Below are 14,955 nucleotides of genomic sequence, written 5' to 3'. Positions count from 1 at the left end.
CTCCTCTACGATTGGCTAGATGTCAAGATTTTTCACGTAGTGCGCGTTTTCTTCGATAAAGGCCCGTCTTGGTTCGACGCGATCCCCCATCAGCATTTCAAAAATTTGATCGGCTTCAATGGCATCATCTACGCTGACCCGCAGCATCATCCGATTGTCAGGATCCATCGTGGTTTCCCATAACTGGTGGTCATCCATTTCCCCTAGACCTTTGTATCGTTGAACTGTTGGTTTTGGTGTCGCAGGTAGTGATTCAATCGTATTTTTCAAATCTTGTTCGGCATTCTTGCCGGGTTGGATATAATGGATATTTTTCCCTTGTTTGACACCGTACAATGGCGGTTGTGCGATATAGACATAACCGGCTTCAACGATGGGACGCATATAACGATAGAACAGCGTCAAGAGTAGGGTCCGGATATGGGCACCATCGACATCGGCATCGGTCATGATGACTAGCTTGTGGTAACGGGCTTTTGCTACATCAAAATCAGCACCAAACCCGGTACCCATTGCTGTAAACAGCGAACGGATCTCTTCGTTTGCTAAGATTTTGTCCATGCTGGCTTTTTCGACATTCAAGATCTTTCCACGGATCGGTAAGATCGCTTGGAATTCCCGACTGCGGCCTTGTTTTGCTGAACCGCCGGCAGAATCTCCTTCGACGATAAACAATTCGCATTTTTCTGGATCATTACTGGAACAGTCGGCTAATTTCCCAGGTAAGTTACTGATTTCTAACGCACCTTTTCGGCGAGTCATTTCCCGGGCACGTTTGGCTGCTTGACGGGCTTTTGATGCCAAAAGTCCTTTTTCCACGACTTGACGACCCACATTCGGGTTTTCCATCAAGAATTTCGTGAAATGTTCGGAAAAGAGACGATCGGTGACTGTCCGCACTTCGGAATTTCCTAATTTGGTTTTCGTTTGTCCCTCAAACTGAGGATCTGGATGCTTGATGGAGATAACCGCCGTCAAGCCTTCCCGAACATCTTCTCCGGTCAGGTTTTCGTCGTTTTCTTTCATCAATTTTGACTTGCGGGCGTAATCATTGATCACCCGGGTCAAGGCAGTCTTAAACCCGAATTCATGGGTTCCGCCTTCATAGGTATGGATGTTGTTGGCAAAACTTAGCAGGTTGCTATGGTAGCTATCGGTATATTGCATGGAGACTTCAACCGTGATTCCTTGTTGTTCTCCTTCTAAATAGATCGGATCTGGGAAAATCACTGTTTTACTCGCATTCAAATGCTCCACATAGCTCTTGATCCCGCCGTCGTAATGATATTCTTTCAAAACGGGTTTTTCTTCCCGTTTGTCTTCGATCGAGATTTTTAAACCACGGTTCAAGAAGGCTAATTCCCGAACCCGCGTCGCTAATTTATCAAAATTGAATTCCGTTGTTTCCGTAAAGATCTCTGGATCTGGAACAAAGTGGACGGTCGTTCCGTGGCGGTCGGTTTCATCGATCACTTTTAAGTCATCAACGACTGCTCCACGATGGTATTCTTGATAATACACTTTGCCTTCTTTATAGACTTTTACGTCTAAAGTCGTGGACAACGCATTAACGACGGAGGAACCTACCCCATGAAGTCCGCCGGAAACCTTGTAGCCGCCGCCACCAAATTTCCCGCCGGCATGCAGGATCGTAAAGACGGTTTCTACCGCTGGACGGCCTGTCTTGGCTTGGATATCAACGGGGATCCCCCGACCGTCATCGACGACCGTAATGCTATTATCTGGTTCAATGATCACTTGAATACTTGAGGCAAAGCCTGCTAGTGCTTCGTCGATCGAGTTATCGACGATTTCCCATACTAAGTGGTGCAAACCTTCTGAACTGGTAGAACCAATGTACATCCCAGGTCGTTTGCGGACGGCTTCTAGTCCTTCCAGCACTTGGATCTGACTGGCATCATAGGCTTTCGCACGTTCAACTAAGCTTTTTTCTTCTTCTGTCATTCAGTCTATTCTCCTTTAATATGTCCTTGCTCTACATAAAAAATCTCTGCTTCCACAGACATTTTGTCTTTTACATGTTCTAATGTCGTTGTTGTCAGAAAGGTCTGAACTTTTCCTTCAATGGTTTCCAATAAATGCAGTTGTCGGGAATCATCCAGCTCACTCATGACATCATCTAATAAAAGGACGGGATATTCCCCTGTTTCTTCTTTCATCAAATCGATTTCTGCCAATTTGACACTTAGGGCCGTTGTTCGCTGCTGTCCTTGCGAACCAAAGGTCTGAACATTTTTCTCATTGATCAAAAAATCCAGATCGTCTCGATGGGGGCCTGCCAACGTGACTTGCCGAAATCGTTCACGGTCTTTGACTTGTGCCAAGGCTTTGACAAATTGCTGTTGGATCTCCTCCAGCGAGGTCGCCTCACCGGGCACATTTGATAAATAGTCGATCTGCAAGGTTTCTTTTCCTTGGCTGATCTTTTGGTGCAGCTGATTTGCCCAATACGCCAAGCGCTGAACAAACCGTTGTCTGGCTAAAATGATTTTACTGCCGAAAGCCACCAGCTGTTCCGTCAAAACATCTAAATAGATCTCATCGGTCTGTTTTTTTTCATTCAGCTGTTTTAAGTATTGATTGCGCTGTTTCAAAACGGATTGGTATTGAACGAGATCATAGAGATAAATTGGATCGATCTGCCCAATTTCCATATCGAGAAATTTGCGGCGGACTTGGGGACTTCCTTTTACAAGGGAGAGGTCTTCTGGAGCAAATAAAATGACATTCAGCTGCCCTATGTAACTACTGAGCTTTTTTTGCTCAATGTGGTTTACTTTCGTTTTTCGTCCTTTTTTTGACAAAAACAGTTCTAACGGGATCGTTGAGCGTCCCCGACTGACACTGCCAGAGATCCGCGCACCTTCCGTGTCCCAACGGATAAGTTCTTGCTCGCTGGAGGTGCGGTGGCTTTTGGTCATCGCCAATACATAGATACTTTCTAAAATATTGGTTTTTCCTTGCGCATTTTCGCCTAAAAAAATGACCAGACCTTTCTCAAAAGTCAGTGTCAGCGAATCATAGTTCCGATAATTGCTTAAATGCAACTCATTCAGCCGCATCTGCGTCTTCCTTCTTCACCATAAAAAAAGTACCTTCATCAGGTAGCTCAACACGCATTCCCGCATACAATTTGCGCCCTCGTCGATTTTCCGGCTCGCCGTCGACAAAAACGGTGTGCTCTGCAAGGTACCATTTCGCTTGGCCGCCGCTGCTGATCACACTGACTTCTTTGAGCATTTGTCCAAGTGTCATATATTCCGTTTCTAACGGTATTTGCATTTTCATAATTCCCCTCAATTCTATCAAAGAGCGTTTAGCTCTATTATACTCTTTTTTTGCCAAGAAAACAAATTCATCGGCATATTTTTCATTCTCAGAAGACTTACTGCTTTTAGACAAAAAAGAAGCCAAAATAGAAAAAAGGGCTTAAAAACGATTTTAAGCCCTTTTAACTCATTTATTCATTTTCAGATGATTGTTTCAACTTTTTTCAAAAGACATGAAAAACTAGTTGGTGCGCACAGGTGTGATCAGCTGGATAAAGCTGCCTTTGCTCTCTGTTGGCTCCAACGTAAAGGGACGGATCGCTGAGATAAAGCGGATCACGATGCTGGTGTCACCAAATGCTCGTAGTGCAGCTTTCATATAATCAGGATTGAAAGAGATCTCTAATGGGTCGCCTGTCACTTTTTCAAAAGAAAGATCTTCTTCCACTTTCCCGATTTCTGGTGAGTTTCCATATAAGACAACGGCTTCTTCGGAGATCGCCAAACGAACGATGTTGTTACGGCCTTCATGAGAAAGCAATGACGCCCGTTCGATGGCTTGTAACAATTCTGGGACAGAAAATTCGATCTCAGTATTGAAGCTTGAAGGAATCAGACGGTTGGTATCTGGGTAAGTTCCTTCCAATAAACGAGAATAGAATTTCATGGTTTTCGTTTGGAACAACACTTGGTTATCCATAATGCTGATTTGGATCGCTTCTTCTTCATCTGTTAAGGAACGAGAAAGTTCCGTTAAGCTTTTGCCAGGAATCACGATGTTGAAGGCTGTTTCTCCGCTTTCCAATGGAATCACCCGTTGGCTCAAACGGTGTGAGTCCGTCGCAACAGCTAATAATTTTTGATTTTCTAAGACAAAGTGGACCCCAGTTAAGATTGGACGGCTTTCGTGTTGCGAAACCGCAAAGACCGTTTCACTAACAACCTTATTCAACACGTGCGCTGGAATCTCGATCGAATCTTGACTTTCGACAACTGGTAAATGTGGATAACTATCGGCATCCAAGCCGTTGACGGTAAAGTTAGCTTTTCCAGAAGTGATCGCTACTTGATTATTGTCTAAAACTTCTAACGTTAAGGTACTTTCAGGCAAACGACGAACGATTTCGCTGAAGAAACGTGCTTGTAAAACGATTGCTCCTGTTTTTTCGATTTGCATTTGCGCTTTTTCGTTTTCCACACTTAAAAAAGTTTCAATGGAAATATCGGCATTGCTCCCAGTCATGGTTAATCCTTTTTCTGAAAGGGACAATTTTACTCCGGTTAAGATCGGGATGGTGGTTTTGGTTGAAATCGCCCGTTGGACAGTTTGTAATTCTTGCATGAACTCTGTTCGGTTTAAAGTTAGCTTCATAGCGATACTCCTTTAATTTATAGTTATTAAATAAAAGTAATAGTAGTAATAGGCTTGTTAGTAATGTGGATAACTCGAGAAAAGAGTGATTAGACTAACGAAAATGCCTGTGAATAACTTGTGGACAACTTTTTTGGTTCTTCTTTTCTTATCCACAGATCAGCTGAAGAGAATTTGTTTGATTTCAGCGATCTCATTTTTGATCGTGGGATCTGTTTCGACTAAATGCTGAATTTTTTCATGGGCATGAATGACCGTGGTATGGTCTTTGCCACCAAATTCGCCGCCGATTTTTGGTAAAGAACTATCGGTCAATTCTCGAGAGAGATACATCGCGATCTGCCGTGGGACAACGATGCCTTTGACCCGTTTTTTCCCTTTTAGATCATTGACATGAATGTGATAGTATTTTGCGACTTCTTCTTGGATCTGCAAAATCGAAACTTGGGTCGAGCCATGGCTTGATTTCAAGGCTTTGATGGCTTCAGCTGCCAAGCTCGTTGTAATGTCTGAGTTTTGCATCGTAGCAAAAGCTTGCACCCGCACGAGTGCTCCTTCAAGTTCTCGGATATTCGAATCGATCTGCCCAGCGATATAACTTAAGGTATCGTCGGGGATCTCCAAGCGTTCGGCTTCGGCTTTTTTCCGCAAAATCGCAGTCCGCGTCTCTAGATCCGGCGGGGTGATATCAACGGATAAGCCCCAAGCAAAACGGGAAACCAAACGTTCCGGCAAAGTCGGGATCTCATTTGGCAAACGATCACTTGTCAGGACGATCTGTTTATTATTGCGATACAGTTCTTCGAAGGTATTAAAGAATTCTTCTTGGGTTCCTTCTTTATTGACTAAGAATTGAATATCATCCACCAGCAAAAGATCAACATTGCGGTATTCGTTTCGAAAATCTTCCATTTTGTTCTTTTGAATAGAAGTAATGAAATCATTGGTGAAATTTTCACTACTAACATACTTGATTTTGGCATTGGGACGTTTTAGCAACATTTGATGACCGATCGCATGCATCAAGTGGGTTTTCCCTAAACCAACGCCACCATAGAAGAACAGCGGATTATAAATAGACCCAGGATCTTCTGCAACAACTAAAGCAGCAGCGTGGGCCATCTGATTGCCTTTCCCGATGACAAAGGTATCAAATGTGTATTTTTCATTTAAGATCGATTTCGGCGGCCGCTCGTTTTCTTTTGCAGCTGTTTGAATAGTAGAAGGGGCTGTTTTTAAAGCTTCTGCTTCTTCGACAGTCACAAAACTAGGAATCAATTCTTCACCAGTTTTCATAAATCCCATTTCAACAATTTTGGCAGCTAGATTTTTTTCCCAATAAGATTTATGAAGATCGCTGGGTACTTCGATCAGCAGCTGATTTTTTTCAAACGACAAGACATTGGCAGTCTCGATCCAAGCACTATAACTGGCCGGATTCAGCTCTTCTTTAAAGGAACGTTGAAGATCTTGCCAAATAGAATCAGCAGATGGCATAAATTGTCCTCCTATAACTAAGAATAGATATAACTAAAATAGCACGGATTGAAAAAGTTTTCCACAGATTACGATAAAAAAGGTTAGAAAAAAATACTTTTCCACAAAACGGGATAAAAGAAAAAAGGAAATGCACATGTTCGAAAATGCACTATCCACAGGTAGAAAAAGAATGTGCATAACTAGAAAAAAATCTCTCTTATCCACAGATCTATGTGAAGATCACGCCTTGATAATACTAGGTTTTAGGGTAGTTATCAACAGCTGGAAAAGCGATTGTGGAAAACTTTTCTACAGGCTGTTTGTTTGTGGAAAAAGTCAAAATAACTCTGGGGAAAAAGTTATCCACAAAAATTAGCTGTAAACAGCAAACCCACACAAATCAAGGGAATTGTGGATAAAGAATGGTCGATTTTGAGCAAACTTCTTATTGACAAACTAGTACTTGACTCGTTATACTATCAAAGTATGTCTGTGCGCATAAGCATTATCCTGATGGAGGTGGAAATAAATGAAAAGAACGTATCAACCAAATAAACGTAAACGTCAAAAAGTTCACGGATTCCGTAAACGTATGAGTACAAAAAATGGACGTCGTGTTTTAGCTAGCCGTCGTCGTAAAGGCAGAAAGGTTATTTCTGCGTAAGCCACTGAATGCCAGTGGTTTTTTTTTATGCCGTTTTTGCGGAATATAGTGTCTGACTTTTGGCAAATATGGTATTATTGACAGGTGAGTGGTTACGGATTCAATCCGTTTCGCGAAGCTTAATTGAAAGAAGTGAAGGAACCGAAGATGAGAAAATCCTATCGAGTAAAAACAGAGCAAGATTTTCAAAAAGTTTTTCAGGCAGGAAATTCTTTTGCAAATCGGAAGTTCGTGGTGTATGTCTTACCTAAAGAGCAATCACATTTTCGAGTTGGTTTATCTGTAGGAAAAAAAGTCGGTAATGCAGTGAAGCGAAATGAGGTCAAACGTAAGATTCGTGCGAGCTTAACGGAAATGAAGCCGCGAATCGAACCAGCGATCGATTTTATTGTGATCGCCCGTCCAAGTATCGCCACTTGTTCCTCAAAGGAAATCTACTCGAATTTAGAGCATGTCTTAAAGCTTGCCAAAATTATTCATTAATGGAAAGGAATTAGTTACGTGAAAAAAGGGAAACGCGTCTTACTATTTTTGGGAGTTCTCTCATTAGTAGTTGTCTTATCTGCCTGCGGTGCAACAGGTGAAGTAAATGCACAAAGTACCGGTCTATGGGATCGTTACATCGTTTATTATTTTGCAGAGGCGATCAAAGCCCTCTCCTTCGGCAATGCCGGGATCGGGATCATCCTCTTTACATTGATCATCCGGGTCATTTTGATGCCGTTGATGCACTTTCAAACCAAAAGCATGCGCAAAACGCAAGAATTACAACCGAAGCTAAAAGCGCTGCAGCAGCAATATGCGTCAAAAGATACAGAAACACAAAGCAAGTTAAAAGAAGAAACACAACGTTTGTATGCGGAAAACAATGTCAATCCCTATGCCGGCTGTCTACCATTATTGGTACAAATGCCGATTTTGATGGCCTTGTGGCAATCGATCTCACGGGTTCCTGCTCTGCAAGAAGGAAAATTCTTATGGCTGCAGCTGGGTGATCGTGACCCATACTTCATCTTGCCGATTTTAGCGGCGCTCTTTACTTTTGCAAGTACCTACTTATCAAGTATGAGCCAAGTGGAATCAAATGCGAGTTTGAAAATCATGAATTTCGCTATGCCGATGATGATCTTACTGATGGGGATCAACATTGCCAGCGGTCTTTCCTTGTACTGGGTTGTTTCTAATGCATTCCAAGTCTTGCAAACAATGATCTTAAATAACCCATTCAAGATTCGCCAAGAAAGAGAAGAAGCCGCCCGCAAAGAACGCGAGCGTGAACGAGCCCTGAAAAAAGCAATGAGTCCTAAAAAGAAACGGAAAAAATAAGAGGAGGTTGCACTGCAATGCCGATTTATGAAAATCTGACAGTAGCTGAAGCAATTCAAGAGGGATTGCAAGTCCTTGGTATCACCAAAGATCAAGCAGTAATCGAAGTCCTGGATGAAGGAAAAAAAGGCTTCTTGGGGCTAGGAAAAAAACAAGCACGGGTCTCCATTGAAAAAAGAATCGTTGAAGAACCGGCACCCGTTGAAGAAGTACCAGCAAAACCGCTGGTAGAACCAGATCCTGTGACGACAGAGGATGCAAGCAGTGTGATGGAGGCGGCCGCGAGCGAACCTGTTTTGCTGACGGATCTTTCAGATGAGGAAGCACTGGCTCAGTTGGGACTCTATCTGACAAATATTTCAAAAGCATTGAATGCACCTGCCTTAGTAAAAACCGCTCGTCAAGACGGCGTGATCGTCTTTCAATTAGAAACGCAAAAACAAGGCATTTTGATTGGGAAGCACGGCAAAACCTTGAATGCACTGCAATATTTGGCGCAAGTTTATATTCATCGCATCGCGAAAAACAAATTGTCGATCGTTGTGAATGTCGGGGATTACCGTGAAAAACGTCAAGCGATCTTAGAACGTTTGGCCAGCCGTACTGCTGAAAAAGTCAAACGAACAGGCCGCCCGGTCTTTTTAGAGCCGATGCCGGCGTTTGAAAGAAAACAGATCCATTCCGTATTGAGTAAAGATGCGTATGTTCAAACTCATTCTGAAGGGGATGAACCGTATCGCTACTTAGTAGTGGAACCTGCGGACAAACGAATTTAATGAAAAAAGGGAAAGGCGGTCTGACAAGCCTTTCCCTTTTTTGATGGGAAAAAGCGATTGACAACAAATTTAAAACCAAGTATCCTTGACTAGAAATCATTCTTATCAAAGTCAACATACGTTACGTAGGTCAGCCTTTGGTATCAAAAAAGAGTCCGTATGCCGCGGACTCTTTTTTGTATTTCGTTGTTCAAAGGGGCAATTAGCCGCCAATGGTTGATTGAGTAAATTGAACCACCGTACCATAGGCAAAGATCTCAAGGTAGGTTTTGTCGCCTTCGACGATGCGGTCGTGTTCGAAATGACAGTTGATCACTGCATTCGCACCGTAGCTGTGGGCGGTTTCTTTTAAGCGATAGGTCACATCTGCCAAAAGATCGTTCAAATTCACAGATGTATCAAATAGATCTACTTCGATTTTGTCTGCCGCAAAGACGATATCCCGCACGACATAAGGCCGATTCACGTTTCCTGTCGATAAAATGATTTCTTTAATGCGGGCAGCACTGTTTGATGATTTGATGGTTTCCATAATAGATCCCTCTTTTCTTATTCTTTGCTTTTATTTTAAAGGTTTTTGCGGACAGATGCAAAATTTAAAAGTTTTTGAAGGAAGCTTGCGACTCGCGCAAAAATGTGCTAATCTATTTCCAGAATTTAATTGACAAGCAGTCAAAGTGCTAAGTCTACTCGTTTTTATTGATTTTCAATCAATTTGACGGGTGGAGTGGGCACTTTTTTTATGTGAAAAAATAGGAGGAGCATGCAACATGGCGAATATTACGCAAGAATTTGATACGATTGCCGCAATTTCCACCCCGCCAGGCGAAGGGGCCATCAGTATTGTGCGATTAAGCGGGGAAGAAGCAATCGCAATTGCGGATCGGATTTTTCAAGCAGGCACTAAAACCCTCGCCCAAGTCCCTAGTCATACGATTCATTATGGTCATATCGTGGACCCAGAAGAAAACCGTTTGATGGATGAAGTGATGCTTTCAGTGATGAAAAAGCCGCGGACCTTTACCCGAGAAGATGTCGTTGAGATCAACTGTCACGGCGGGATCGTTGTCGTCAATCAACTCTTGCAACTGGTTTTACGACAAGGCGCACGTTTGGCTGAGCCGGGGGAATTCACGAAGCGGGCCTTTTTAAATGGACGGGTTGATCTTTCTCAAGCCGAGGCGGTGATGGACCTGATTCGTGCTAAGACCGATAAGGCGATGAATCTCGCTGTCAATCAGCTGGATGGCAATCTTTCCCACTTGATTCGGACCTTACGCCAAGAGATCTTAGAGACGTTGGCGCAAGTTGAAGTGAATATCGATTACCCTGAATACGATGATGTGGAAGAATTGACGACCCGCTTATTGTTAGAAAAGGCCACGATGGTCAAAGGGCAGATCCAAGCCTTATTAGCAACTGCCCAACAAGGAAAAATTTTGCGAGAAGGCCTGAGTACTGCGATCATCGGTCGGCCGAATGTCGGTAAATCCAGCTTATTGAACCATTTATTAAGGGAAGAAAAAGCCATCGTGACAGACATTGCCGGCACCACCCGAGATGTCATTGAAGAGTATGTCAATGTTCGCGGGGTACCGTTGAAACTGATCGATACGGCTGGTATCCGCGAAACGGAAGATGTCGTTGAGAAAATCGGGGTCGAACGCAGCCGCAAAGCACTGGCAGAAGCGGAGTTGATTTTGCTGGTTCTCAACCAAAGCGAAGGATTGACCCAGGAAGACAAACAATTGCTGGAGCTGACTGCTGGCAGCCGTCGGATCATCTTATTGAATAAGACCGACCTTGAGCCAAAACTAGCGCCCACTGAATTAGCGCAGTACGCAGCAGATGAACCGATTTTTTCTGTCTCTGTATTGACCAACGAAGGCTTGGATCAACTGGAACAAGCCATTGCCGATCTATTCTTTGGGGGGAAAACCACCGACAAGGATGCTTCCTATCTTTCTAACACCCGCCACATTGCCTTATTAGAAAATGCCGTTCAGTCGTTGTCTGAGGTCATCCAAGGGATCGAAGCAGGAATGCCTGTCGACTTGGTTCAAATCGATATGACACGCTGCTGGGACTATCTAGGAGAAGTTGTCGGCGACAGTGTCCAAGATGAGTTGATCACCCAATTATTTAGTCAGTTTTGTTTAGGAAAATAAAGAATGCGCCACTGGCGTAAAAAGGAGAACACCATGCAAGAATATCAAGCAGAAAGTTATGACGTGATCGTTGTTGGTGCCGGCCATGCCGGATCAGAAGCTGCCTTAGCAGCCAGCCGAATGGGGGCAAAAACCCTTTTACTGACCATCAACTTAGACATGGTCGCATTCATGCCTTGTAATCCCTCCGTCGGCGGACCAGCAAAAGGCGTCGTGGTGCGCGAAATCGATGCTTTAGGCGGAGAAATGGGCAAAAATATCGATAAAACCTACATCCAAATGCGGATGCTCAATACAGGAAAAGGTCCCGCAGTGCGGGCTTTGCGGGCGCAAGCCGATAAACATGCCTATGCGGCTGAAATGAAACGAACGATCGAAAAAGAAGCCAATCTAACACTGCGCCAAGGGATCGTTGAAAAGCTGATCGTTGAAGAAGGCGAGTGCCGTGGCGTCGTGACATCTACAGGCGCTCGTTACCAAGCCCAAGCTGTAGTGATCACTGCAGGAACAGCGTTGCGAGGGGAGATCATCATTGGAGAGTTGAAGTATTCTTCTGGTCCAAACAACTCCCAGCCATCGATTGGATTAGCCGATCATTTGAAAGAGCTTGGTCTAGAGATCGCTCGTTTTAAAACCGGTACACCACCGCGGGTCAAATCCAGCACCATCAACTATGAGGTAACGGAGATCCAGCCTGGCGATGAACAACCGAATCACTTTAGTTACAGCACACCCGATGAAGCCTACAATCAAAACCAAGAACCTTGCTGGTTGACCTATACGAACGAAGGGACGCACCAAATCATCAACCAGAATTTACATCGGGCGCCGATGTTTACAGGGATCGTCGAAGGGGTAGGTGCCCGTTATTGTCCATCCATCGAAGACAAAATCGTGCGTTTTGCAGACAAATCTCGTCACCAACTATTCTTGGAGCCAGAAGGATTGAACACCGAAGAAGTGTATGTTCAAGGGCTTTCTACTTCTATGCCAGAAGACGTCCAAGTCCAAATGCTGCATTCCATCGCAGGTTTAGAAAAAGCGGAAATGATGCGGACGGGCTACGCCATTGAATATGATGTCGTGGTACCTCATCAATTGCGTCCAACATTAGAAACCAAAGTCATCGAAAACCTCTTTACGGCAGGACAAACCAACGGAACCAGCGGCTATGAAGAAGCGGCCGGTCAAGGCTTGATTGCTGGCATCAATGCCGCTTTGAAAATTCAAGGCAAAGAACCTTTCATTATGAAACGCAGCGACGGTTATATCGGTGTGATGATCGATGATTTGGTGACCAAAGGAACCAATGAACCATACCGTTTATTGACCTCTCGTGCCGAATACCGCTTATTGCTGCGTCATGATAATGCCGATCTGCGTTTGACCGAAGTGGGACATCAAATTGGGCTCGTCCCAGAAGCGCAATACGAAGCATATGTAGCGAAAAAAGAAGCTGTTGAAGCAGAAATCAAACGCTTGTCTAAAATCCGCATCAAACCAACGCCAGAAGTACAAGCATATTTGACTGCCAAAGGGACGGCCACCTTGAAAGATGGCGTTTTAGCAAATGAATTCTTGCGCCGGCCTGAAGTGACGTATGCGGAAATGCTGCAATTTATCGAAGCCAATGAAGCATTGAAGCCAAAAGAGATCGAACAAGTCGAGATCCAAATCAAATACGAAGGTTATATTAAAAAAGCCCTCGAAAAAGTGGAGAAACTCAAACGGATGGAAGCCAAACGCATTCCTGAAAACATCGACTATGCCGCTATCAATGGCTTGGCAACAGAAGCCAAACAAAAACTGCAAAAAATCCAACCCGAAACCATCGCCCAAGCGAGCCGTATCAGCGGAGTAAACCCAGCTGATATTAGTATTTTGATGGTGTATATCGAACAAGGGAAGATTGCAAAGGTTAACTAAAGACGGTTAATATTCTTTGAAAAACCAATTTATAAATGGTAAATACAGTGTCAAAAGCCCGCTACGAGAGTAACTCGCAGCGGGCTTTTTGTGTTAGCAATTGAATTATTCAACTTTTTCAATCGTAGTGGTTCCCCAATTCATGATGTTGCTGAGATGGACATAGCCATCGTACAAATTCAAGAAAATTGAGAAGGCACAGACGATATAGATCAATACATAAAAATTATTGGCCTTTTTGTTACGCCATAAGACAAAGCCATCTAAAATCAAACCTAATGGAAAGAGAAATGAGCCGATTCCAGCTAACAGTAGCAAGAGCAGACTTTCATCTTTTTCCGTTGCCATCGTTCTTTGGAGTAACGACAATTTTTCTTTTTTGTCGTTGATCTCTTGATTATTGGTTTCGATCCGCTCTTTTAACGCTTCGTTTTCCCGCAAGAGCTCATCAATCGAGACTTGATAGAGATCGCTCAACAAAATCAAATTCTCAATATCTGGATAGCCGCGCCCGTTTTCCCATTTTGAAATCGACTGGCGTGAAATCTGTAATTTTTCTGCGACTGCTGTTTGCGACAATCCGGAAGACTCGCGACAGCTTTTTAATTGTTCTGCTAAAGCCAATGTATGCTCCTATCTGCTATTTAACAACTAGCTTCCCATTTGAGATCGTGGTTACGACACTCCCATTGGTAGTGATTATACCTGCTTTTTGCTTAAACGTACAGGTGGCTTTAGTGGACGTGTGAGTTAATGAACTAGAAGTGATACTTCCTCTGTGAGCAACTAAACTTAAATTCGAAGTGCCTGTAAATTGATTGCGGCTATTGACCGTGACATTGTAACTAGCGGTCCAATTACCGGTGGATGTTTTTGACACGCGATACGTTCCTGCTGCCAGATTTGCCCGGAATGACGGCAATTTTTCAATGGTCAAAATCAACTCGTTGCCTTCTTCATCTACGGTGATCAGCTGCTCATAGGGACTATCTGATGCTAAGTCGTAAACGAGTTCAGGTTCTTCCACTGTTTGGGCGGCAGCTGGGAGAGCAAAGAAGAAACAAATAAAAATAAACGGCACAAAAAATAATTTTTTCACAAATACCACTCCTTGCACTTTTGATAGTTTAAGTATACAAGGTTTGGCTAGTTAAAGAAAGCACAAGCTAATTTGCAACGGCAACGGATGGTTTACAGTTGTTGCTAGAGCAGCATTTCATAGGTTTATTTTTTAGGATGTCGAGAAATTTTAAACGTAATGGTTCATTCAAAAGGTCTTCGTTTTTTAGGTTTCTGACAATGAAACGTTGTTTTTTAAAAGAAACGTTAAAGAAGCGGTTGCTTTAGTTTTAACCAAACCTAGCTGTAAAAGGAAACAAAAAAGCGAAAGAGAAGGTAACGTTTCGCGCCGTTAAAACGACAAACGTAAGACCTCCTTCCACTTTTCTGCGGCCAATTTTATTCTCCTAAATCAATATCCTTTTGATGGTCGCCGTCTTTTTTATAAACGTTCACCACGGATTCTTTATTTTCGGCAATTTCTTTGGCACGGGCGATGGCCTCTGCTTTATTGTCGAAATGATCACTGGCACGTTTTGCTCCTTTGGAACGGACTTGCCATTGGTCCTCTTCATACACAACTTCAACATCCGCATCCATTAATTTTTTCGCATTTTTATTGGTTTGATGGGCATCATCTTTTTGCGGATTTTTCTCTTTCTGAAAAGCTTTCTTCTCCTCTTCATCTGCATTGTCATACCATTTTTCTGCTTGACTCGTGGCGATCGGGATCGCCCGATCGTCGGAATAGCCATCGGCTAGCAGGGCATTGGCGATATCGATCGCTTTTTTACGAACTAAGGGGTCTAGATTCTTCATTGACGCAGGATAATCACGGACATTCCAAGGCATTGTTTGGTTCCTCCTTTTTCTTGATCCAAAGTCATTTTCCTAG

The 14,955-nt window shown here is 43.4% G+C and carries 15 protein-coding genes; 6 read left to right on the top strand and 9 right to left on the bottom strand.

Going from position 1 to position 14,955, the window contains the following annotated elements:
* Positions 1-15: 15 nt before the first annotated feature.
* From gyrB to dnaA, 5 genes are all read right to left on the bottom strand, one after another.
* Positions 16-1,965: a DNA topoisomerase (ATP-hydrolyzing) subunit B gene (gene gyrB / locus A5882_RS04755; RefSeq protein ID WP_005232922.1), complete on the bottom strand. Its 1,950-nt coding sequence runs from the start codon at positions 1,963-1,965 to the stop codon at positions 16-18.
* Positions 1,966-1,970: 5 nt separating this feature from the next.
* Complete coding sequence (gene recF / locus A5882_RS04750) at positions 1,971-3,083, bottom strand: DNA replication/repair protein RecF (protein WP_005232923.1); 1,113 nt, start codon at positions 3,081-3,083, stop codon at positions 1,971-1,973.
* The gene (gene yaaA / locus A5882_RS04745) at positions 3,070-3,309 is read right to left on the bottom strand and encodes a S4 domain-containing protein YaaA (protein WP_008376781.1); all 240 of its coding nucleotides are present in this window, start codon (positions 3,307-3,309) and stop codon (positions 3,070-3,072) included. The genes recF and yaaA overlap by 14 nt, the downstream gene beginning before the upstream one ends.
* A gap of 222 nt (positions 3,310-3,531) precedes the next feature.
* On the bottom strand, positions 3,532-4,662 hold the full coding sequence (dnaN, locus tag A5882_RS04740) for a DNA polymerase III subunit beta (RefSeq protein ID WP_005226354.1): 1,131 nt from the start codon (positions 4,660-4,662) through the stop codon (positions 3,532-3,534).
* Positions 4,663-4,821: 159 nt separating this feature from the next.
* Complete coding sequence (gene dnaA / locus A5882_RS04735; RefSeq protein WP_005232925.1) at positions 4,822-6,159, bottom strand: chromosomal replication initiator protein DnaA; 1,338 nt, start codon at positions 6,157-6,159, stop codon at positions 4,822-4,824.
* Between the two features lie 511 nt (positions 6,160-6,670).
* On the opposite strand from dnaA, the gene rpmH reads away from it, so the two are divergent.
* From rpmH to jag, 4 genes are all read left to right on the top strand, one after another.
* On the top strand, positions 6,671-6,805 hold the full coding sequence (gene rpmH, locus A5882_RS04730; RefSeq protein ID WP_002356012.1) for a 50S ribosomal protein L34: 135 nt from the start codon (positions 6,671-6,673) through the stop codon (positions 6,803-6,805).
* Between the two features lie 147 nt (positions 6,806-6,952).
* Positions 6,953-7,288 (top strand): ribonuclease P protein component, encoded by a 336-nt coding sequence (rnpA, locus tag A5882_RS04725; protein WP_008376940.1) that lies wholly within the window; start codon positions 6,953-6,955, stop codon positions 7,286-7,288.
* 18 nt (positions 7,289-7,306) lie between these two features.
* Positions 7,307-8,131 carry a YidC/Oxa1 family membrane protein insertase gene (locus A5882_RS04720; RefSeq protein ID WP_008376942.1) on the top strand — a complete coding sequence of 275 codons (825 nt, stop codon included), beginning with the start codon at positions 7,307-7,309 and terminating at the stop codon, positions 8,129-8,131.
* Positions 8,132-8,148: 17 nt separating this feature from the next.
* On the top strand, positions 8,149-8,907 hold the full coding sequence (gene jag / locus A5882_RS04715) for an RNA-binding cell elongation regulator Jag/EloR (RefSeq protein ID WP_086316718.1): 759 nt from the start codon (positions 8,149-8,151) through the stop codon (positions 8,905-8,907).
* A 202-nt stretch (positions 8,908-9,109) separates the two neighbouring features.
* On the opposite strand, the gene A5882_RS04710 is transcribed toward jag, so the two are convergent.
* Positions 9,110-9,439: a heavy metal-binding domain-containing protein gene (locus A5882_RS04710; RefSeq protein WP_005226284.1), complete on the bottom strand. Its 330-nt coding sequence runs from the start codon at positions 9,437-9,439 to the stop codon at positions 9,110-9,112.
* 238 nt (positions 9,440-9,677) lie between these two features.
* On the opposite strand from A5882_RS04710, the gene mnmE reads away from it, so the two are divergent.
* Positions 9,678-11,075, top strand: coding sequence for a tRNA uridine-5-carboxymethylaminomethyl(34) synthesis GTPase MnmE (gene mnmE / locus A5882_RS04705; protein ID WP_086372481.1), 1,398 nt, complete (start codon positions 9,678-9,680; stop codon positions 11,073-11,075).
* A gap of 33 nt (positions 11,076-11,108) precedes the next feature.
* Positions 11,109-13,001, top strand: coding sequence for a tRNA uridine-5-carboxymethylaminomethyl(34) synthesis enzyme MnmG (mnmG, locus tag A5882_RS04700; RefSeq protein WP_008376950.1), 1,893 nt, complete (start codon positions 11,109-11,111; stop codon positions 12,999-13,001).
* A gap of 105 nt (positions 13,002-13,106) precedes the next feature.
* Here mnmG and A5882_RS04695 read toward each other — a convergent pair whose 3' ends face one another.
* From A5882_RS04695 to A5882_RS04685, 3 genes are all read right to left on the bottom strand, one after another.
* Positions 13,107-13,625 (bottom strand): helix-turn-helix domain-containing protein, encoded by a 519-nt coding sequence (locus tag A5882_RS04695; protein ID WP_005232932.1) that lies wholly within the window; start codon positions 13,623-13,625, stop codon positions 13,107-13,109.
* A gap of 16 nt (positions 13,626-13,641) precedes the next feature.
* Positions 13,642-14,109, bottom strand: a complete 468-nt coding sequence (locus A5882_RS04690; protein ID WP_005232933.1) for a DUF5626 family protein — start codon at positions 14,107-14,109, stop codon at positions 13,642-13,644.
* Between the two features lie 350 nt (positions 14,110-14,459).
* Positions 14,460-14,912 (bottom strand): DUF2188 domain-containing protein, encoded by a 453-nt coding sequence (locus A5882_RS04685; protein WP_016611678.1) that lies wholly within the window; start codon positions 14,910-14,912, stop codon positions 14,460-14,462.
* Positions 14,913-14,955 lie beyond the last annotated feature (43 nt).

This window comes from Enterococcus sp. 4E1_DIV0656 (assembly GCF_002140695.1).
Classification (GTDB): domain Bacteria; phylum Bacillota; class Bacilli; order Lactobacillales; family Enterococcaceae; genus Enterococcus_D; species Enterococcus_D entomosocium.
The sequence above is the reverse complement of the archived record's forward strand: the minus strand, read 5'-3'. Positions and strand labels throughout refer to the sequence as shown.

What these genes read in the sequence shown, in the direction of transcription:
- gyrB (WP_005232922.1), bottom strand. Translation starts at nt 1,965, where the DNA reads ATGACAGAAGAAGAAAAAAGCTTAGTTGAACGTGCGAAAGCCTATGAT.
- recF (WP_005232923.1), bottom strand. Translation starts at nt 3,083, where the DNA reads ATGCGGCTGAATGAGTTGCATTTAAGCAATTATCGGAACTATGATTCG.
- yaaA (WP_008376781.1), bottom strand. Translation starts at nt 3,309, where the DNA reads ATGAAAATGCAAATACCGTTAGAAACGGAATATATGACACTTGGACAA.
- dnaN (WP_005226354.1), bottom strand. Translation starts at nt 4,662, where the DNA reads ATGAAGCTAACTTTAAACCGAACAGAGTTCATGCAAGAATTACAAACT.
- dnaA (WP_005232925.1), bottom strand. Translation starts at nt 6,159, where the DNA reads ATGCCATCTGCTGATTCTATTTGGCAAGATCTTCAACGTTCCTTTAAA.
- rpmH (WP_002356012.1), top strand. Translation starts at nt 6,671, where the DNA reads ATGAAAAGAACGTATCAACCAAATAAACGTAAACGTCAAAAAGTTCAC.
- rnpA (WP_008376940.1), top strand. Translation starts at nt 6,953, where the DNA reads ATGAGAAAATCCTATCGAGTAAAAACAGAGCAAGATTTTCAAAAAGTT.
- jag (WP_086316718.1), top strand. Translation starts at nt 8,149, where the DNA reads ATGCCGATTTATGAAAATCTGACAGTAGCTGAAGCAATTCAAGAGGGA.
- A5882_RS04710 (WP_005226284.1), bottom strand. Translation starts at nt 9,439, where the DNA reads ATGGAAACCATCAAATCATCAAACAGTGCTGCCCGCATTAAAGAAATC.
- mnmE (WP_086372481.1), top strand. Translation starts at nt 9,678, where the DNA reads ATGGCGAATATTACGCAAGAATTTGATACGATTGCCGCAATTTCCACC.
- mnmG (WP_008376950.1), top strand. Translation starts at nt 11,109, where the DNA reads ATGCAAGAATATCAAGCAGAAAGTTATGACGTGATCGTTGTTGGTGCC.
- A5882_RS04685 (WP_016611678.1), bottom strand. Translation starts at nt 14,912, where the DNA reads ATGCCTTGGAATGTCCGTGATTATCCTGCGTCAATGAAGAATCTAGAC.